General features: G+C 41.8%; 13 protein-coding genes. 4 read left to right on the forward strand and 9 right to left on the reverse strand.

Going from position 1 to position 19,568, the window contains the following annotated elements; genetic code table 11:
• Positions 1 to 4: 4 nt before the first annotated feature.
• Genes Bovatus_RS16730 through Bovatus_RS16750 form a run of 5 tightly spaced genes read right to left on the reverse strand, consistent with a single transcriptional unit; the run spans position 5 to position 8,340 of the window.
• Positions 5 to 520 (reverse strand): DUF1573 domain-containing protein, encoded by a 516-nt coding sequence (locus Bovatus_RS16730; RefSeq protein WP_004322513.1) that lies wholly within the window; start codon positions 518 to 520, stop codon positions 5 to 7.
• A 38-nt stretch (positions 521 to 558) separates the two neighbouring features.
• A complete protein-coding gene (locus Bovatus_RS16735) occupies positions 559 to 2,712 on the reverse strand; it encodes a DUF4838 domain-containing protein (protein WP_004313845.1) in 2,154 nt (717 codons plus the stop codon).
• A complete protein-coding gene (locus tag Bovatus_RS16740; protein WP_004298137.1) occupies positions 2,687 to 5,656 on the reverse strand; it encodes a hypothetical protein in 2,970 nt (989 codons plus the stop codon). Before Bovatus_RS16740 ends, Bovatus_RS16735 begins: the two co-directional genes overlap by 26 nt.
• A gap of 30 nt (positions 5,657 to 5,686) precedes the next feature.
• On the reverse strand, positions 5,687 to 7,162 hold the full coding sequence (locus Bovatus_RS16745; RefSeq protein WP_004298138.1) for a glycosyltransferase family 2 protein: 1,476 nt from the start codon (positions 7,160 to 7,162) through the stop codon (positions 5,687 to 5,689).
• Between the two features lie 5 nt (positions 7,163 to 7,167).
• Complete coding sequence (locus Bovatus_RS16750; protein WP_004298140.1) at positions 7,168 to 8,340, reverse strand: HEAT repeat domain-containing protein; 1,173 nt, start codon at positions 8,338 to 8,340, stop codon at positions 7,168 to 7,170.
• Between the two features lie 325 nt (positions 8,341 to 8,665).
• Between Bovatus_RS16750 and Bovatus_RS16755 the strand changes: the two genes are divergently transcribed.
• From Bovatus_RS16755 to Bovatus_RS16770, 4 genes are all read left to right on the forward strand, one after another.
• A complete protein-coding gene (locus Bovatus_RS16755) occupies positions 8,666 to 10,036 on the forward strand; it encodes an LruC domain-containing protein (RefSeq protein WP_004298142.1) in 1,371 nt (456 codons plus the stop codon).
• Between the two features lie 115 nt (positions 10,037 to 10,151).
• Positions 10,152 to 10,844, forward strand: coding sequence for a DUF6250 domain-containing protein (locus tag Bovatus_RS16760; protein WP_004298143.1), 693 nt, complete (start codon positions 10,152 to 10,154; stop codon positions 10,842 to 10,844).
• 35 nt (positions 10,845 to 10,879) lie between these two features.
• A complete protein-coding gene (locus Bovatus_RS16765; RefSeq protein WP_004298144.1) occupies positions 10,880 to 13,951 on the forward strand; it encodes a chondroitinase family polysaccharide lyase in 3,072 nt (1,023 codons plus the stop codon).
• A 603-nt stretch (positions 13,952 to 14,554) separates the two neighbouring features.
• Positions 14,555 to 15,562 (forward strand): IS110 family RNA-guided transposase, encoded by a 1,008-nt coding sequence (locus Bovatus_RS16770; RefSeq protein WP_004307071.1) that lies wholly within the window; start codon positions 14,555 to 14,557, stop codon positions 15,560 to 15,562.
• On the opposite strand, the gene Bovatus_RS16775 is transcribed toward Bovatus_RS16770, so the two are convergent.
• The 4 genes from Bovatus_RS16775 to Bovatus_RS16790 all read right to left on the reverse strand — a co-directional run bounded on the left by Bovatus_RS16775 (position 15,544) and on the right by Bovatus_RS16790 (position 19,428).
• Entirely contained in the window at positions 15,544 to 16,464 is a 921-nt protein-coding gene (locus Bovatus_RS16775) for an IS3 family transposase (RefSeq protein WP_004322510.1), read from the reverse strand. The genes Bovatus_RS16770 and Bovatus_RS16775 overlap by 19 nt on opposite strands.
• Before the next feature lie 35 nt (positions 16,465 to 16,499).
• Positions 16,500 to 16,880 carry a transposase gene (locus Bovatus_RS16780; protein WP_004322509.1) on the reverse strand — a complete coding sequence of 127 codons (381 nt, stop codon included), beginning with the start codon at positions 16,878 to 16,880 and terminating at the stop codon, positions 16,500 to 16,502.
• 313 nt (positions 16,881 to 17,193) lie between these two features.
• On the reverse strand, positions 17,194 to 18,429 hold the full coding sequence (locus tag Bovatus_RS16785; protein ID WP_032844415.1) for a DcaP family trimeric outer membrane transporter: 1,236 nt from the start codon (positions 18,427 to 18,429) through the stop codon (positions 17,194 to 17,196).
• A gap of 54 nt (positions 18,430 to 18,483) precedes the next feature.
• Entirely contained in the window at positions 18,484 to 19,428 is a 945-nt protein-coding gene (locus Bovatus_RS16790) for a tRNA-dihydrouridine synthase family protein (protein ID WP_004298364.1), read from the reverse strand.
• Positions 19,429 to 19,568 lie beyond the last annotated feature (140 nt).

A 19,568-nucleotide genomic window follows, 5' to 3' on the forward strand; every position in this document is an offset into this window, starting at 1 on the left:
ATTATTAGGGTTCTCCTACATAATATCCTAGTTCGGATTCTTTTCCGTCTACCATTTCCCTGACAATGCCGTTTTTAGTGTTGAAATCCTGATAGAGTTCTTCATAATCACGTGTATAATCTGCGTCGGGGACTACGTTAACATCAAATTTTAGTTCTGCTTTTCCATTTGGGAGCATATTGCCGAAAATCCGGATGCGGTGAACAACTTCGCCTACATTCTTGATGCTGTTGTAGGTTGCTTTGAATTGCCTGATACCGTCTTCGGGAATGATGATATGCGAACTTTTATCCAGAATGATACAGCCACAGGAAGGTTGCATTTCTGAAATGATTAACGGAGCGTCTCCCGTGTTGGTGATGGTAAACATGATATCGAGTTGCTGACCTTGCTTGATAGGGTAATAGTGTCTGACGGAATCTTTTATCGTCATGCTGGTGGGACGTACTTCCTTTCTGCACCCTGTAAAGTAGAGCGGAAGTGCCGTCAGTAGTAAAATATAGAATATAGATTTATTCATTGTTGCCATTTATTTTTGTTATATCACTTTTTCAGCATTTAAGGGATGAATGCAATTTCATCGATACCCATTTGCGTTCCCGGCTTCTTTAAACAACTGATTTTTATGCTTAATTGTTCTGTTCCGTTCAAGTCTGCCGGAACGGTGGCTTTCATCATTTCTCCTTTTTCTGGGGAGTCTTCCGGTTTTAAGTCTATTGTTTTATAGGCTACTCCGTCTTTCAACAGTTGAACTTGCTGTGGAGCATAGATGCGATGGCGGGGAAGATTCAAAAAACTGATATAGAATGTTCCTGATGCATTGAGTCCTTTAACCGGCAGGTTGATGGTACATTCTTCTCCCGGAATGATAACCCAACCGCAATGATAGTCTCCGGGTAAACCGTGAGTGCCATCGGTCAGTTTCTTTGAATCATTTTTATTTAGTTTAGGGGTTGCGGAAGGATGCATTCCCAGAAACAAACTTTTCTTTATGTCGGAAGCAAGTATATATTGTTCCCATTCCTTTATATAATAGTCAATCTCATAAGCTGACTCATTATAATATCCCATTCCGGCAAATGCTTGATGCTCTTTGAGCTGGGTGACCCATTTACGAGCTTGGGGAAGCGGTTGAATATCCTTTCCATTCCGCTTGGCATATCCGTAAGCGTCGAAACTGTGGTCACGTGCTAATTCCATGCGCGTGAAAGACAAGGCGGTCTGGAGCTCGTGCAGCTTTTTGCGCTCTTTCCCTTTTGCTTCGGATACAAAATCTCCCATTTCATCATAGAATTTGATAAACTTCTCCGGATAGAGGAATCCTTTTTCCGATTCTCTGATACCGGCGTAAAGTCCGAGCCGCTTTCCGGATTGGGCGTTGTTTTCTAGCTCTGTGTAGTAATCGTACAGCCATTTTTTGGATACCGGGTATTCCTGATTGAAATAGCTTTTAATTAACTCATCAACCGGAAGCTCCGGGTTGATAAGAAGGGCTGATAATACAAAAGTCCTCATTTCATCGAAGGAAGAATAGCTGTAACCGCTTCCGTTGAAAAATATGCCGCTGGCTCCGTGTTGTTTGAAAAGTTGGAGTCTTTGCTGGGCTATCTTTAATATGGGGAAAGGAGTGAGGTAGTCGTCGAAGTTGTTGATATAGTCCCATATATAGATGTTGTTCGTTACTTTCTTCCAGTTGTCGAGTTGTTCCGCAAATTTCTTGTCTTGCTCGTCCTTGCCGTCTGTCCGGCGGAGCGGGTAGTCGATAGCGCTGACAATTACCCCGACGTTAGGCGGGAGCTGCTTGTCTGTGACTTGTTGCGTAGTCAGGTAGGAAGTCGTAAAGAACGTGTGTTTGGGAAAACGCTGCGACAGGCGGAGGATCAGTTCCGTAACGGCGGGAGTTGCGTTCTTCTCTGTATTTCCCAATGCGGTGCAGGTGGCACACGTACAGGCGTACGGAGTATCATCCGGTGCGATTACAAAACGGAAATTCCCCTTTTCACCGAAGTTATCTACGATGTAACTTTCTATCTGGCGATACATATCCTCGGAAGAGAAACACAGTTGTGAGTCATCTGTCTTCCCGTGAATGGTGGCATATACTTTCTCTGCATCTTTTCCCAAGACTTTTCGCAGGTTGTGTCCCCATATTCCCCAGCTGTCATCAAAGTTGTTCAGGCCGATAACGCCTGTATGATCGGCGTTCAGGCCGTATGGAGAATAAATACTTTGATAGTCAAATGCAAAAGCTCCGCAAGTATCGTTGAGATTGATAAGGGCGGGAGGAAGATCCGAACCGTCTATACGCGGGTCTTCTTTGCTGATCTTCTTTATCAGTTGGTATTGCAGCCATAACATTTGTTTGTCGTCACTTGCGGTCAGTCTGATATCAGAGCCTTTGCAGGCTACTTTGAATCCTCTCTGCAATGTTGGGTCTATCTGTATGATGATGCGCCACATGTCCATTTCGGAAACGCCAAAAGCTACTATTTCATCGTCGTTTGCACGCTTCTTGAGATGTTCGTACAGGTATTTCGCCCACCGGGTGTCTCTGTCGGTCGGATCCTCACCAATGGTGACGAGATACCCTTCTTTAGATGGGAACATCTCCGTGCGTGCCTGCATACGGCAGCCGGATAAAAGGCAGCAAATACATATCATTCCTGCCAATACAGGGCCAAGCGTATCAGAATGAAATATAAACTTGTGCATAGATGTTATATAAGTTTTTATAGCGTGTCGATATGGATTCTATCTGGTTGGACGGACTTGTCCCTCGCACCGTATTGGTTTGGTTATAATAGGTGTTCCAAGTGCCCATCAAGCCTATGGTAATGTTGGGACTGACCATATACTGACCTCCCAATCCCACCATGGTATTGGTGTGAGAGAAAGAGCCGGGCAGCGCATAGTCCAGTACGGCCGTTTCCGGTGCCGATCCGATGCTTGCCATGGCGTTGATATTTGTCTTTGTATCGCTCGCCGGGAAGTATTTGGCGCCAATCTGCGCATTGTAATAGAAGTTAGAGTTGAAGAAGTGCATATCGATCTTCGTGTTGAGACGAACCACTTCAATGGTCTTGGCTAATTCTCCGCCTACAGTGAGTAGGTTAGTCTTTGACTCATTCCAACCCGTAAACAGATAGCCATTGTCTCCGGTGCCACCTGCAAAGAATTCATCGTTCCATTCATAACGCTTTGTGTAGGCGGCTACCCGTCTATAACCCACATGCGCACCTATTTCCCAATCATTCTTGAGATAATGCCGTAAAGCGACATCAGCCGTTATGTCCGGGAAGTATTTGGTCGCAAAGGCTGCATTGGCCGTGAGGCTCCACTTCGGTGAGAAGTGATGCGTCCACTCACCTTGTACCTGAATGCCGACTCCTCCCGGTGTCTGCTCTTCCGCTTCCATGCTGTCGCTTGCCGAGCCACTTCGCCCTGCATAGTTGAGACGTCCTGTATAGCTGTTCTTCTGGCCTTTTCGGGTATATTCGGCTGTTGCAACAGAGGTAATGATATCTTCTTCTCCGTAGCGTGCACGGAGATAGGTCAAAGCAATCTCATTCTTGAGCATCATGCTTCTAAGGCCCGATAAATGTCGTTGGAAAGAGCGATATTCCATGATGGATGGCTCGTAGTACTTTTGGTAATAATAGGCTGAATCCGCTTGACGGTTGGCTTCATATACCACTCCCTTAGTGTACTTCAATGATTTGTTCTGACTGTCATAAAGCAAAGCTGTATCAAGAACAGCGAGAGCCTTTTCCGGTTCTTTGGCCTTTGTCAGTTGCAGGGCACGGTATTCACTGCTCTGTGAGAATGCGCCTATAATCTCTTTGTTGCTCGGGTATTTGTTGAGTATCGGCTTCAGGAATTCCAAAGAAGCTTCGTATCTCTTGTCACGTTCAAGCACGGTAGCTCTTTTAGCCTGATAGAATGGTTCTTCAGGATAATAATTGATTCCTTGTGCTGTATATTTCTCGAATTCATCGTATTTTCCGAGTAAACCGGACGAATTGATGGCATACCGTAATCCGAGATCGCTTGATGGATTCAGGCTAATTAGCTTAACAGATTCCTCGTATGCTTTCTTCGTAGCTCCGGCTTCCATACATTTCTTGATGTACGGCACTGCTAGTTCCTCGTACCCGATAACATAGAAAATGCGCATATCTTCATCACTCTGCTCGATGGCAGATAGATACAGTTGCAAAGCCTCTTCGGTTTTATCCATTTTATCGAGAATAAATGCCCTTTTCAACGTGCCGTTTTCGTAATCAGGGAAGTGAAGAGTGATGGTGTCCAATGTTGCAAGTGCTTCATTGTAACGTTTCATATTGATATAGCAACTCAAGGCTTTTTCCCATGCGGCACCGTTCACTTCATTGTCGTCTACATGTTTTTGAGAAACGAACAATACGTGCGGCAATGCTTCTGCGTACAGACCAAGTTCCATCAGTTTTTCAGCTTTCTTCATGTGTTGTGCGCTCATGGCAAGCGTAATATCATAATCATCAGGATACATCTCATACATCTTTTTCAGCGTTGAATAGGCAAGATCATCCTCATTCATCTGGCGATAAAGCATATATTCTTTATAAAGAATTCCTTTATCATTGTTGCCATATTGTTTTTTAGCTTCTCTGATATAGAAGAGTGCGTCATCGGTATATCCCCGGGTGACGGAAGTGTTCAGCAGGTAGTCTAATGCTTCCTTGTTCTTATTACCTCCTTCGTAGGCCATGCCATATAATACATAAGGATCCCGCTGCTTCTCTGCTCGGGCAGCCTCCATTAACAGGTCGTTATACATACGCCGTATGGCAGGGCTGTTGTTTCTTCGCATTTGCTCGCGTATAAACACCAGAGCTTCCGGATAACGTGCCAATTCACTAAGGATACTCGCCCTTTTGACGATAAGCGCACCGCTTCCCGGTATGGCAGCCAAACCGTTGGATGACCAGCCTAGAGCAGCTTCCCGGTTTCCTTCCTGTAAATGCAGGTTAATGATGTCCAGATAATATTCTTCGTTTTGAGGAGATACTTTGATGAGCTCCGTCAGCTTTTCGATAGCCTCTTTTCGGTTACCACCTTTTTTCATTTGCTGGTAGCCTACCTCCATGCTGTAGATATAATCCTTCCTTAGAATCGTATCGTTCGGGTAAATCTGATTGATTCGTTTCAACAGACGATCTGCTTCCACATCGTTGTTCTGCTTGCGGTACAGTTCAATCTTTCTTCGCCATAAACCTCTCCAATACGGATTCACTTCCAGCAACTCATTAACGTAACAAATAGCACTGGAATAATTCTCGGTGATATCTTCTACATCTACCAGCAGATGTTTGGCATTGACGTTGTTGTAATTGTCATCTATCGCTTTGACAAGATGATAACGCGACTGGTCATAGTTCTTTTCGTGGAACCAGTATTTTCCCATGAGCCATTCAAGGTCAGAAACATTCGGGTATTTCTGAAGGCCCTCCTCCAACAGCTCTTTCCCTGCTTCCCATTCCTCGTTCGCAAAATGCTCCTGTACAATCTGGGCATATTGCTCCGGTGTCTGGAATCCGTTGTCGGTCCCGGAGGAAGAGGTTATCAGTAAAAACAGACAACCTAATATGGTGATCTTATGGAGAAATTCTCTGTTCATTCTATCTTGTCTTTAATCTTTCTTTCTTGTTTAAATCGTAGCAGGTTCGGGCTTCATTGCCGTTATATCAGTACCGTCTGCACTTTCTTCTTTCTGCTTGAATCCCTTACGTTCCATGTTCTTCCACTTGAAGTCTCTATTGGTCAGATAACTGAGGTATCCTCTCAATGAACAGAAAGTGATGATGGGATGATAGAAGATAGGCTCTAATATGGACGCAATGATAATCCACAGGTATTCATATCCTCTTTTATATAGCATCCCGACATAGTAGTCGTAGGTAATAACAACGATGGAAAGGAACTGGCAGAACGTATAGATCGTCAGGTAAATCATCCATGCCGTGTTCCAGTTGACTGCTCCTGTAAAGGCCAGATAGATAAATACTATCAAACCGACGAGCTCGATGATCGGCGCCAGAAACTCAAAAACGAACATATAAGGCAGAGTTAACAGTCCCATCTGTTTATACGTCTTTTTGAAAATCATCTTACGATGGATATTAAGTGTCTGGAACAATCCCCGTGCCCAACGGGTACGTTGCCGGTAAAGCATTGCCAGGTTGGGAGGTCCTTCCGTCCAACAACAAGTATCAGGAATCTGTACGATCTTATAAGGACGGGAGAAGTCGCACATATATCCTACCATGCGGGTGATGAGGTCCATGTCTTCGGCAAAAGAGGGGGCATCGTATCCTCCGGCTGCAATCGCTACCGAACGGTCGAAAAGACCGAATCCACCGGAAACATTCGGCATACCATTGATTGCGGACCATCCCATCTTACCAATCAGATAGGAACGCATGTATTCCAGATTCTGGAAAAGTGGAATCGGTGTACGGGGAGTTCTAACGTCTATGATTTGTCCGTCTTTCACGACGCATCCGTTAGCCATCAACATCGTTCCGCTGACTGCAATTACTTGTTTTTCTGAAGATATAATGGGCGAGATACAACGATAAAGAGCATACTTTTCCAAAATGCAATCCACATCCGTGCAGATAAAATAAGGATGAGAAGCAACGTTGATACCCGCATTGGATGCATCCGCTTTAGTTCCTCCATTTTCTTTGTCTACAACGATGAGTCGGCTGTATTTCGGGTTGGAGGATTTGAGGAGTCTTCGGAACGGTCTGGTTTTGATTCGCTCGATATAAGCATAGGGCACTTCTACCAGTTCATAATATTCGGTCATCTTTTCCAATGTACTGTCCGTACTTCCATCATTTACAATAACCACCTCGAAAAGCGGATATTCCAATGCAAGCATGGAGTTCACATTATCAATGATTGTCTTTTCTTCATTGAAGGCAGGAGCAATTACCGAAATGCCCGGTGTATAGGGGGATTCCTTGATTGTTTTCCGCATATAGCTTTCCACATAGTAATCCTTTCTCCGTTTTAGAGAAATGAAAGAGAGGAAGGCGAATGTGACGAAGAATATCGCCAGCATGCTCGTATAAAAGAATACGAAATAATTGAAGAATGTAAATATTATATCTCTCATGTTCTCTAGTTTAACTGGTTGATTAACGGATGCTTGGTGTGGGCAAACAATATAGCTGTGTGGGAATCTGCTTTTCTTTCCAATTGATCGAATGTTTTCCTTCCCATTGCACTATACTCATAGAGGGCTTTGAGTATGACTCTCTTGGTTCCCCAGTTATCTGCTTCATCATAAGCATTGTAAAGAAATCCTAAAGCCTTATCGGTCTTTAGATCCGCAATAGCCGAAATGATTTGTCGTTTGACTTCTTCCGGTTGTACATTATACATTTCAATCAGCTTAGGTTCAACCTCTTTGTATTTTAGTTTACCTAAAGTCTTGATCGCTTCACCTCGTATTTCCACAGAACGGGCATTGAGTTGCTTCGCGAGAATTGGGGCACTTTCGGTTTCATTATATAGCCGGATTTCGTTGATAAAGAATATCTTAACGTTTTCTTCAGCTGAAGTATTCACCCATTTAATAAAGGTGGGTGTGTTATATCCCACTTTCTTACGGTGCTCCAAGATAGCGTGTAACTCCATCATGTCCCATTGCCTTAACTTCATGCCGATGTCTTCGTCGAAGAAGCGGAACGGGTCACCCTGGCTTAACCACATATAAGTATAGCGTGCCGAGTTTCTTAGTTCTAGTTCACGATGATAGAGGAAACGCACCAATACCGCTTCAGAGGCATAGCCATTGATGGACTGAATAAGTTTCAGAGCTTGTATCTTTGATCTTTTGGAACCGAATTGAAGTTCGCGTTCAAGGAAACGTGTGATTTGGAATACGGTTTGAATCGTTTGATAGTTTAGTTCATTGATCTCATCTTCATGCACACTCTTGATTTCTGTTAATAGTTGAGTGATAATGCGTAACTCGTTAGGTTTCGGGCGCTTTTTCGTATCATATTCTAATCTGTCAGCTATCTCTTCTTCACTCAATGTGTTGGAATCTAGTGAGATAGATTTCATTTCTTCATAATACTTATCAAATGCTTTATTGTATTTCCGCTTCTCTTTTCGCCTTTTAAATATACCATATATAATATGGAATAGGAGAAATAAGTACGCAATAATACAAAACATTACAGCAATTGAGCATATTCTTATGATTAAAGGATAGCCAATAAACTTGTAATATATCCAATAGAAATAATATTCTATGTAATCTATACCATACAGTACTTGATCCATTTCCCTTGATATATTTATATATAGAACTTGTATATTCGGAATAAAAGTTCTATATTTGTTGTATTGAATGTTCTGTCTAATGCAAATATACGAAATAACTTGTATATATTATCCATTGTTCATGAACAGGCTTTTTGAGCCCTATTTTAGCTCTTGTGATTATTCTCGATGGAAAGGATTGAAATTACAAATAAAGGCAAGCAAAAAGCTATTAGGCGTTAAATATATTTTTGATAAGTTAACAAATGGAGCCTGAAAATAAGTGTGATAAGCCAGGTTCTCATGCGAAACAAAAACAAACAATAAATTTAAAAATTAAATTAAGATGAAAATTAAAAGTTTGATGTATGTCCTTATGGGGACAATGTTGGTTACTACTTCCTGCTCTGATAATGAGTTGGAAAAAGGTAACGATGGTTCGGGAACTGTTGACCCGGTAAATGCTTCTACACTTGTGAATGTATATTCCGATAAAAGTGGTTCTGAAGCGAGTCTGCTTGTGGGAGATGTATTAGTGAAAGATTCCCGTACTCTTACGTTGAATGTTCCTGCTGCTTGCGAGAAAGTGTATATGAAATACAATACAGTTTCGGGAACAGAGGCTACAAAAGAATTTGCTTTGTCTCCTGTTAGTCGTGGTGTAGATCAGAGTACTGGTTTCAATTTTGAAACAAACCGTCTGGCATCGGTAACTCTTGCGCTTCCTGAAGATGCAGTGCAGCCGACAAATGAAACGGACCAAGGCTATCTTTTCTATCATAACACAGGTGTGGTGATGTTCGAAGATGGTTGGCCTATTCAACTGGATTCATGGTATGATGAAGATTTCAACGATGTTGTATTCGAGTATGACTTGAAGGTGACTGAATGTCATAGTCAACAGATGATGGAGACTGTAGGAGGTAAAGAAGAATTGTTGTTGACTTTGGATGTTCGTGCTGTAGGTGGTATATACCCGACTGTGTTAGGTGTTGTACTGGATGGTTTGAAAAGCGAGTATGTTGATCGGATTACTGCAAGCCTTATACTAAAAGGTGGTCAGGGAACAATGACAGACTTAGCTAAAGAGGAACTTTCTACAAAAAATATAGTGAAAGTTGAAAATAAAAATTGGAATTGGAGTAATGATACTCGCAAAGAACCGCGTTTCGCAATATTGACAGTGGATAAAGCACAAGCGGAAGGAACTGTTATTACACTGGATGGTTTAACTTCTTTGATGGATAATAATCAGGATATGTTTCAGGTAACACAAGGAAAAGTAAGAGAAGGACTACCTATGTTGCGTGCTGAAGTTAGACTGATTGGTAAAGAAGGATTAACTGGAGCTGAAAGAGATGCTCAGCTTGCAGCATTTAGAGAGTTGATTTTAGATACTAATAGACAGAATTTCTTTATTAAGGTGAACGGTGGTAAAGAAATACACATGAGGGGTTATGCACCGACTTCTGCTTACAAAGCAGAATATGAAGCATTGGTTGCGGGTGACACTACACTGGATGCAAATGTTTATTATTCAAATACCAAAGGTTCCACTTGGGGAGTTAAACTTCCGGTTGGCACACGTCATGCTTATGAACGTGTACCATTTAGAGAAGCATATCCTGATTTTACTAAATGGGTAGATAGTAAGGGTGTTTCAAACCAGAAATGGTATGAGAACTTTGTTGATGAAAAAACTATAAGATATTGGTAATGCAAATTATCAGTCAATACGTTATTTGAGTTATTTTGTACAATTTGAACCCCTCTTTTTTCGAAAAGAGGGGTTTCTTTGTATTCGGAAGAATAATCTTTAAACTAATACCGTAATGACGAAGCGATTTTTTATAGGCTACAGTTTGATTACTTTTTTTCTCTTAAATAGTGTGGTGCTTTTGGCACAGCACAAAGCTTCTTTTGTGCAGCAATGGAAAATAGAAGATGCATCCCATGCTTTGCAAATAATAGAAAGTGCAGATACATTAGAATTGATAGTTCCGGACGGACTGACTATGTGGTATCGGCAACGATTGACGGGCGATTATGAAATAAGTTATCGTATTTGTATGGTGATGCAAGGTGGAAAGTATGACCGCTTGAGTGATCTGAACTGCTTCTGGGCTGCCAATGATCCTAAATACCCTGATGATCTTTTTGCCCGTAGTCAGTGGCGTGACGGCATCTTTAAAAACTATAACACATTAAACCTTTTCTACGTTGGATACGGAGGAAATGATAACTCAACGACCCGTTTCCGTCGATACAAAGGAGAATATTATGGAGTGGCAGATGACAAGGTGAAACCTTTATTGAAAGAATATACCGATGCCTCTCATTTACTCGTCCCCAATCAATGGTATGAGATTCGGATTCGAGTGGAAAAGGGAATCACAACTTATTCTGTGAATGATGAAGAGTTGTTCCGCTATACCCTTGCGGGTAGTGAAGGTGACGGACACTTCGGTTTACGTCTTTTGCAGAATCACGTACTCTTTACAGATTTTAGAGCGACTATACTTTGACTTATATACTGAAAACCTAATAAGACTATATTTCCATGATGAAACAACCTTTTACTAAATTTGGAGTGACAACTCTGTTTTCTCTTTTGTGCTCAGCATTCCTTCATGCGCAAGTTGTAACAGATGAGCGGATGTTTTCTTTTGAAGAACCGCAAATACCGGATTGTATCACCGCTACCCATTCCCGCCTGTCGGTATCTGATCTGCATTATAAAGATGGAAAACATTCGTTGGAATGGACATTTGAACCGGGTGGAATATTGGAACTCAAGAAAGACCTGAAGTTTGAGAAGAAAGATCCGACCGGCAAGGATTTATATCTTTCGGCTTTTATTGTGTGGGTTTATAATGAAGTTCCCCAAGATGCGACCATTGAGTTTCAGTTTCTGAAAGACGGCAAACGATGCACATCTTTCCCTTTTGGTATTAATTTCAGTGGTTGGCGTGCCGCATGGGTTTGCTATGAACGTGATATGCAAGGCACACCGGAAGAAGGCATGAATGAACTCCGGATTATTGCTCCAAATTCAAAAGGAAGCCTTTTCATCGATCATTTGATTACGGCTACTAAAGTTGATGCACGTCAACAGACGGCCGATCTGCAAGTTCCTTTTGTCAATGCCGGGACCACCAACCATTGGCTGGTTGTCTATCAACACTCGCTTTTGAAACCGGATATTGAATTGACTCCTGTAGACGATAAGCAAAGAGCAGAAATGCAACTGTTGGAAAAGCGTTTTCGTGATATGATCTACACGAAAGGAAAAACGACTGATAAAGAAGTAGAAACCATCCGCAAGAAATATGATTTCTATCAGATAACTTACAAGAACGGCCAAGTATCGGGAGTACCTATTTACATGGTACGTGCTTCAGAAGCTTATGAACGGATCATACCAAACTGGGATAAAGATATGCTGACTAAAATGGGAGTGGAAATGCGTGCTTATTTCGACCTGATGAAAAGAATTGCCGTTGCATATAATAATGCGGCAAATCCGGTGATTCGGGAAGAAATGAAGAAGAAGTTCTTAGCAATGTACGATCACATAACCGATCAGGGGGTAGCTTATGGTAGTTGTTGGGGAAATATCCATCATTATGGCTATAGTGTTCGCGGTCTGTACCTGGCATATTTTCTGATGAAAGATGTGCTTAGGGAAACCGGGAAACTTCAGGAAGCCGAACGTACGTTACGTTGGTATGCGATTACTAACGAAGTATACCCTAAACCGGAAGTTAATGGAATTGATATGGACTCTTTCAATACACAGACCACAGGACGCATTGCCAGCATTTTAATGATGGAAGATACACCGGAAAAACTACAATATCTCCGGTCTTTCTCCCGTTGGATTGATTTTGGTTGCCGTCCTGCATTGGGATTATCCGGTTCGTTTAAAGTAGACGGAGGTGCTTTCCATCATCGAAATAACTATCCGGCTTATGCTGTGGGCGGACTCGATGGAGCAACCAATATGATTTATCTTTTCAGCCGGACGGAATTTGCTGTTTCCGAGTTAGCTCATGAAACAGTGAAAAATGTACTGTTGACCATGCGTTTCTATTGCAATAAGCTGAACTTCCCTCTTTCCATGTCCGGTCGTCATCCGGATGGAAAAGGTAAACTGGTTCCTATGCATTTTGCTATGATGGCTCTAGCTGGTTCTCCCGATGGAAAGGAGGAATATGATAGTGAAATGGCTTCTTCTTACCTCCGTCTGATTTCAGACCCAAGTATTGAAAATGACTCTCCCGAATATATGCCTAAGGTTTCAAATGCTGAAGAACGTAAGGTGGCAAAACGTCTTGTGGAGAAAGGTTTCCGTCCGGAACCGGATCCGCAGGGAAATATAGCGATGGGATATGGTTGCGTCTCTGTCCAACGTCGTAGTAACTGGTCGGCTGTGGCACGCGGACATTCCCGTTATCTATGGGCGGCAGAGCATTATCTGGGAGCAAATCTATACGGTCGTTACCTGGCACACGGCAGTTTGCAAATATTGACTGCTGCACCGGGACAGACAGTAACTCCCGCCACTAGCGGCTGGCAGCAGGAAGGTTTTGACTGGAACCGTATTCCGGGAGTGACATCTATTCATTTGCCATTGGAGCAATTGCAGGCTAAGGTGCTCAATGTGGATAGTTACTCTGGAATAGAAGAGATGCTTTACTCCGACGAGGCTTTTGCCGGTGGTTTGTCTCAACAGAAGATGAATGGTAATTTCGGAATGAAGTTACATGAGCATGATAAGTACAACGGATCACATCGGGCACGTAAATCTTACCATTTCATCGATGGAATGATTGTCTGTCTTGGTTCGGATATTGAAAATACAAATACGGAGTTCCCGACAGAAACGACTATCTTCCAATTGGCAGTTACTGATAAAGCAGGGCATGATTATTGGAAAAATTATCAAGGAGATAAGAAAGTATGGGTGGACCATTTGAGAACGGGTTATTATGTTCCAACTCCCATCCGGTTTGAGAAGAACTTTCCTCAATACTCGCGAATGCAAAATACAGGAAAGGAAACAAAGGGTGATTGGGTTTCTTTGGTTGTAGATCATGGAAAGGCACCGAAAAACGGAAGTTATGAATACGCTGTTCTGCCTCAGATGAATGAAACTCTGATGAAGAAATTTGCAAAGAAGCCCACTTATAAGGTATTACAGCAAGACCGGAATGCACATATTGTAGAGTCCGTTTCCGAACAGATCATTTCTTATGTGTTGTTTGAAACTCCTGAAACGACATTGCCGGGTGGTTTATTACAACGTGTGGATACTTCCTGTCTGGTTATGATTCATAAAGGATCTGCTGATAAGATTAAGTTGACGGTGGCACAACCGGATTTAGCTTTGTATCGCGGTCCAAGCGATGAAGCGTTTGATAAAGATGGGAAACGCATCGAACGTAGTATCTATTCACGACCATGGATTGAAAATGCCAGTAGTGAAATACCTGTGACTGTAACGATAAAAGGGCAATGGAATGTAGAAGAAACTCCGTTTTGCAAGGTGATTTCTTCTGATAAGAAGCAAACAGTTTTGCAGTTCAGTTGTAAAGATGGTGCTAGCTTTGAAGTGGAGTTAAGGAGATAAAAGTCAGACAATAGGAGATCATTTGCTTTTCCTGATAGGGGAACACTAGTTTCTCTTGGAGAAACCATAGTTTCCATGCCGTTGAAACTATTGTTTCTCGGTGCTGAAACTACAGTTTCCCAATGCTGAAACTTTAGTTTCCCGGTACGAAAATGTACTGTACTGGATTTAGTTGACAACTTCGCTTGTTATACCTAAGTTAGTTTACTCAATATTTTTTAAAACCTAAATAAGTTTACTTGTCCCTTTGTAATTCCTGTATAAGTTGTCATTTAAGATATTTTGCAAAATTATGTATCTTCTCTTATAAGTGCAAGACTTCGGGCTGTAAACTTTCATTAAACAACAAAAACTCTTCGCTTGGGGATCGCCCTAGCGGCAACCTTAGATTTGCAGCATCAAAATATTTATCTTTGAATTGATATTGAAAGGAAAGCAAAAGGAAAACCATCAGCGGCAATAGAAGTCAAGTCTAAGTCCCTATTCGGTCCTTTTGCTCCTTCCTTGAACTCAAACCCATATAAGAATTTCAGTAAACCTGTTTAAGGTTATTAGGTCAAGTTCAGGTCCTTTCTTTTTTGTTTAATGTTCAAAAACAAAAGTATGAAAGTTTTTTATTTAGGAGTTGATGTGAGTAAGAAAAAATTGGATTTATGTTTAAGGAGTAACGGTAAGGACATCCTTTATGATGTTATTCCTAATGATCTATCCTCTATTAAATCTTGGTTAACAAGAACGTTTGAGAAATTTTTCCTCTCTGAGGACAGTTTGGTTGTCTGTGCGGAACATACAGGGCAATATACCTATCCTTTGGTCTGTGCAACAAAAAGTATAGGAGTCTACTTATGTTTGGAAGATGCAGCTAAAATAAAATATTGTCATGGAATACCTCGTGGCAAAAATGATAAAATAGATGCCTGCCGAATAGCAATGTATGCAGAAAGATATAATGATTGCCTACAACCGTATACCGCATCAGAGCTTATAATACAAAAACTCAAAAACTTATCAACAGAACGCAGTATGCTTGTTGCAGATAGGGCTAAATATCAATCCCAGCTAAAAGATCAGGTAGACTATATGGAACACTCAATATATATTGCTAAATGCAATAGAGTTGAAGGGATTATCAATACATTTACGGATTACATAGCACAAATAGACCTTGAAATAAAAGAACTTATAAATCAGGCACCTGTCATTGCTCATCAAATGGATTTACTCATGTCTGTGGATGGAGTTGGGGAACGTGTTGCACTGAAGATGATCATGGAAACAGATGCTTTCACTTCTTTTACTGATCCCAGGAAGTTTTGCTGTCATGCAGGAGTTGTTCCGTTCGTCTATGTGTCAGGAAGTAGCCAACGTTCTAAAAATAGAGTATCTAATAGGGCTGACAAGAGCATCAAGCATTTGCTACATATGGCGGCACTATCTGTTTCACAAGTGAAAAATAGTCCATTGAAGAAATATTATGACAGAAAGGTCGAAGAGGGAAAAAATAAGATGTCGGTTCTGAATGCAGTTAGAGCGAAATTAGTTACGATTATGTTCGCTGTAATTAGGACGGATGCTTTTTTTTCGAGAAATTATCAAAATTCGCTTGCGTAATCCATAAGAATAGGGGCGGGAGCACCCGTCCCGACGAGCGGGACTTCAACTACCTTTCCCCTGCCGTTACGAATATATTCCATCGGTGTTTTCATTTGTATGCCTTGATGGGGTCGAAGATAATTGTATGCATATATGGCATCGGCTATACGTTTATCCAACTGTTCAAAGCTATCATCTTCGCAGTCAAACAGCCACCCATTCTTGATCGTGTTATTCATCCGTTCAGCCAGGGCATTATGTAGCGGATCTCCACACTGAGTCATACTAATATTGATATGATGTTTCTTGAGCATGCCCACATACAGTTTTGAGCAGTATTGCACTCCCCGGTCAGAATGGTGTATGAGACTACTCAAATCAACATTGTATCTGTTGTAAAAGTCCATAGCCATCCTAAGTGCCTTTAAGGGACCTTCCGCTTCAAGTGTTTTGCACAGTGCATATCCGACTATGGCCCGACTGCCCGCATCGGTAAGAAGAGACAGGTAAGCCCATCCCTGGCACGTGGCAACATAGGTTATGTCCGCTACAACCATTGAACCGAATGTGTCAGCTACAAATTTAGGAGTGACATTCAGCAAGTCCGGATAAATGTAATAATTATGATTGGAATTTGTTGTCTTTGGTCTCACATGCCTGACACGTTGACACAGGCCATTAGCACGAAAAATATTATAGCATTGATCACGCCCAATGACCATCCTGACACCAAACTTGCGGAGGCAGCATGCATAGAGTTCACGCATACCAGCCTTAGGCATAAGTTTACGTAACTCATTACAATACAGCACAATGCTTGATGTGAGGATGTCTATTTCCTTTTTTCTGTTGACATGCTTATAATAACCTTGTCTGGTTATGCCGAAGTAATCACAGAGGAACTGCAGACTGCCGCGCATATGACGGGCAGAGTTCCCCTGTGACAAGGTGTCGATTACTTGGCATCGGAGTTTTTTCGAACCTTGATGTGATAGGTGGACTCCGCAAGATTAATCAATTCCTCACAAGCTTCATGACGAAGACTTTCCTCCTGAAGGGCACGCTGAAGTTTGCGGTTTTCGGCACGCAATGCAGCGAGTTCTTTTTCCAGTTCATTGAGAGACTCATCAGAGGCTTTGCTTAAAGAGGGCTGTTCTGTATTCATAACTTTATCATTTATATGATACTTTTCGAGCCAAAGAATCAGCAGACGTCGGCAAATACCGGTACGCTTAGCAAACTGATACTTCGTTTCGGAAGTCGATAAATACTCACGAATATAAGACATTCGTTCAGATTCTGTGTAAGGAGTGTACTTCTTTTTTAATTCTTCCATGTGAATTTCGAATTTGAGAAGTGTCAACTTATTCAGTACACTACAAAACCTTTGGTTTCAAGCCTTGAAACTAAAAGTTTCCCCACGAGAAACAAAGGTAATGCATTCATGAAATAAATAGGATTGCCTGGAGCTTCCAGAGTGAATACCTCCGCGTTGTGAAATGTAGTTTATCTGTTTCTGGTGACAGCATTATTGTTGTCACACTGCTGTCACCTATTGCTGTCACGGTGTTAATTGTTAATAATCAAACCGTTAAGCAGCAATCGGTGACAAGTGACAGATATATAATTAAAATAATTGTATAGAGAGGTTAGAACATAAACATGGCAACGGCAACAATACGGTTGTTACATACGGCATGGGTATCTTGAATTTTCCCATTGGACGTATTGAGCGAACCATACCATGCAGAGCTTAATGTATATTCCAACCCGAATTTCCAGTGGGGGACATTGTAGGTCAGTTCTGCTCCTGCCGTAACTAATTGGTTAAGGTCTGTTCCTGTTCCATAAAGTTTTGCATCATTTCCTTTGGGAGCATATAGTGCATCACTTGTTCCCAGATTCTTGGCATAGCCTACGAAGATTCCCGGCTTCCATTTCTGTCCGTAGACAACGTTGAACCAAGAGCTGGAGAAACGTATCGGAGTATATTCTTGTTCTCCCGTTTGTTCGTTGACAGACTTGATCCCGAATCCACCCAAACCGGAAGCTTGTGTCAGATTGGATCCTAATACACTCTTCGCAGCGATGAACCAGTCTTTGTTGGTGTATTTCACATGAGCTTCGTATGAAAGAGTTGTGATGCGTTCGTCTACTTTGTATTTATCTGTATTTACTATAGACTCCGTACGTGGTTTCAATGATAACAACTCAATGCCTACGCCGGCCAGCAAACCGCCATTCTTATAATCAGCTCCGACATAAAATTCGGGAATACAGCTTTGCTTCAGATACTTATGTGTTTTCCCTTCCGGTCCTTGTGAAGTATATTGTGATTGCCACACTGCGGCTCCGGTAAGTTGGAAATTCTTGTTTGTATAGCGATAACGAATTTGTGGCGCACGGCTGAAGGGCTGAAACGGTGCTCCTACGGAGAGATTAAGAATCTGCGGAGACACATCTCCGAATAAGGGATGCCAGTTCTGTCCGAGTAATAAAGCTGATTTTCCCCAATCCAGATTCAAATAAGCATGACGAAGGCGAATGACCGAATAAGAAGTGCCTGTGCCGCGGAAGTCGACTTCTACTTTGGCAGATGTCTTGGCTGTTCCCAGTTTTGGACCGGCAACGTCTACTCCAAGGCGCGAATATAAAGTATAGAAGTTACTGTTGGGTGTTGAGTTCAAATCGTTCCCCTCCGGATCACGCACTTTGTCTTTTGGATACATATAAAACAATCCGTCTACGGTTTCTTCGTTAGCACGACTATTATAATAGAAGTCAGTACGAATCTGTCCATAGAATTTGAACTTGAAATCCTGCATTTGTGCGAAACTGCCTGATACGGTTATCAGACAAAGAAAGATTAGAATGTATTTTTTCATAATGTGCATGTTTGTAAACGGGCGCAAAATTACGTAAAATTACTGGTTATCAGTTCATCGTTGATTAAAAAAGGCAAGGATTGCCTGATTATATTTGTTGAGACTTGTGCTTTTATGAATTGCTTTCAGTAATTTTCTGTCTGCTTGCGGCATTAAATATTCCCAGAAAGTTTTCATTTTGTTCAGAAGTTGTTCGTCTCCTCCTTCCAACTGTTCTGCATATTGATTGTATACGCATTTGTGCATAGATTGCAATTTTTCTCTCATTTCATCGAACTCGAGTGCACGGTTTTGTCTATACTCCAAAGCTAATGCCGGGTTGGCAAGTAATCCCCGTCCTATCATAATTCCGGCTAGTCCGGGAAACTGTTCCTGAATGCGGTGAATATCTTCTACACTATTGATATCTCCATTATAGATGAGCGGATGCTTGCAGGCATTCTGAAAAGCCTCAAACGCTTTAAGGTCAACTTCTCCTTTGTATTGCTGTTTTCCCAAGCGGGGGTGCATAACCACTTGTCGCAAGGGTAGCTCATTGATAATCGGAGCCAGTTTCAGACATTCTTCCGGATCTTCCCAGCCCAACCTCATTTTGATGGAGAAACTTATTTGCGGATATTCTGTAATCAGGCTAAGTAACGTCTGAACTTCTTCGGGATAAGGAAGAATGCCGGAACCATTGTGGCGTTTAGCTAGCATGGGAAAAGGACATCCCATATTGATGTCGACTTCCTTATATCCCTTTTCAATGAATAGGGATAAGATTTTTTCTGCTTTTTCAAAAGAAGGGGCTATCAGTTGGGGAATCAGATGGGCTACCTGATTATTCCCGGGGTCGATTCCGCGGACATCTCTATGGCGGAATCCGCCTTTTTCGAGTCGTACAAATGGGGTATAATAAGTATCTATACCTCCGAAGCAGGCAGCATGAGCATTACGGTAAAACACTTCGGTGTAACCTTGTAATGGGGCAAAATGAATAGGAAGAGTCTTTGGCATTATTTTTATTTTTGTGCAAAGATACAGAAAAAGTAAAAGAGAGGAACCTCGCGGTCCCTCTCTTTCTGATGTTAAATTGATTAAAGTCTGATTTTTATAAACGTTTTCTATGATTGAAGGTTAGAAAAATTGGGGGATAT

It is taken from the genome of Bacteroides ovatus, from assembly GCF_001314995.1.
GTDB classification, from domain to species: Bacteria; Bacteroidota; Bacteroidia; order Bacteroidales; family Bacteroidaceae; genus Bacteroides; species Bacteroides ovatus.

Coding starts and splice junctions, on each gene's coding strand:
- Bovatus_RS16775 (WP_004322510.1), bottom strand. CDS start 16,464: ATGCGCGGCAGTCTGCAGTTCCTCTGTGATTACTTCGGCATAACCAGA.
- Bovatus_RS16770 (WP_004307071.1), top strand. CDS start 14,555: ATGAAAGTTTTTTATTTAGGAGTTGATGTGAGTAAGAAAAAATTGGAT.
- Bovatus_RS16765 (WP_004298144.1), top strand. CDS start 10,880: ATGATGAAACAACCTTTTACTAAATTTGGAGTGACAACTCTGTTTTCT.
- Bovatus_RS16740 (WP_004298137.1), bottom strand. CDS start 5,656: ATGAACAGAGAATTTCTCCATAAGATCACCATATTAGGTTGTCTGTTT.
- Bovatus_RS16755 (WP_004298142.1), top strand. CDS start 8,666: ATGAAAATTAAAAGTTTGATGTATGTCCTTATGGGGACAATGTTGGTT.
- Bovatus_RS16760 (WP_004298143.1), top strand. CDS start 10,152: ATGACGAAGCGATTTTTTATAGGCTACAGTTTGATTACTTTTTTTCTC.
- Bovatus_RS16735 (WP_004313845.1), bottom strand. CDS start 2,712: ATGCACAAGTTTATATTTCATTCTGATACGCTTGGCCCTGTATTGGCA.
- Bovatus_RS16790 (WP_004298364.1), bottom strand. CDS start 19,428: ATGCCAAAGACTCTTCCTATTCATTTTGCCCCATTACAAGGTTACACC.
- Bovatus_RS16730 (WP_004322513.1), bottom strand. CDS start 520: ATGAATAAATCTATATTCTATATTTTACTACTGACGGCACTTCCGCTC.
- Bovatus_RS16750 (WP_004298140.1), bottom strand. CDS start 8,340: ATGGATCAAGTACTGTATGGTATAGATTACATAGAATATTATTTCTAT.
- Bovatus_RS16785 (WP_032844415.1), bottom strand. CDS start 18,429: ATGAAAAAATACATTCTAATCTTTCTTTGTCTGATAACCGTATCAGGC.
- Bovatus_RS16780 (WP_004322509.1), bottom strand. CDS start 16,880: ATGGAAGAATTAAAAAAGAAGTACACTCCTTACACAGAATCTGAACGA.
- Bovatus_RS16745 (WP_004298138.1), bottom strand. CDS start 7,162: ATGAGAGATATAATATTTACATTCTTCAATTATTTCGTATTCTTTTAT.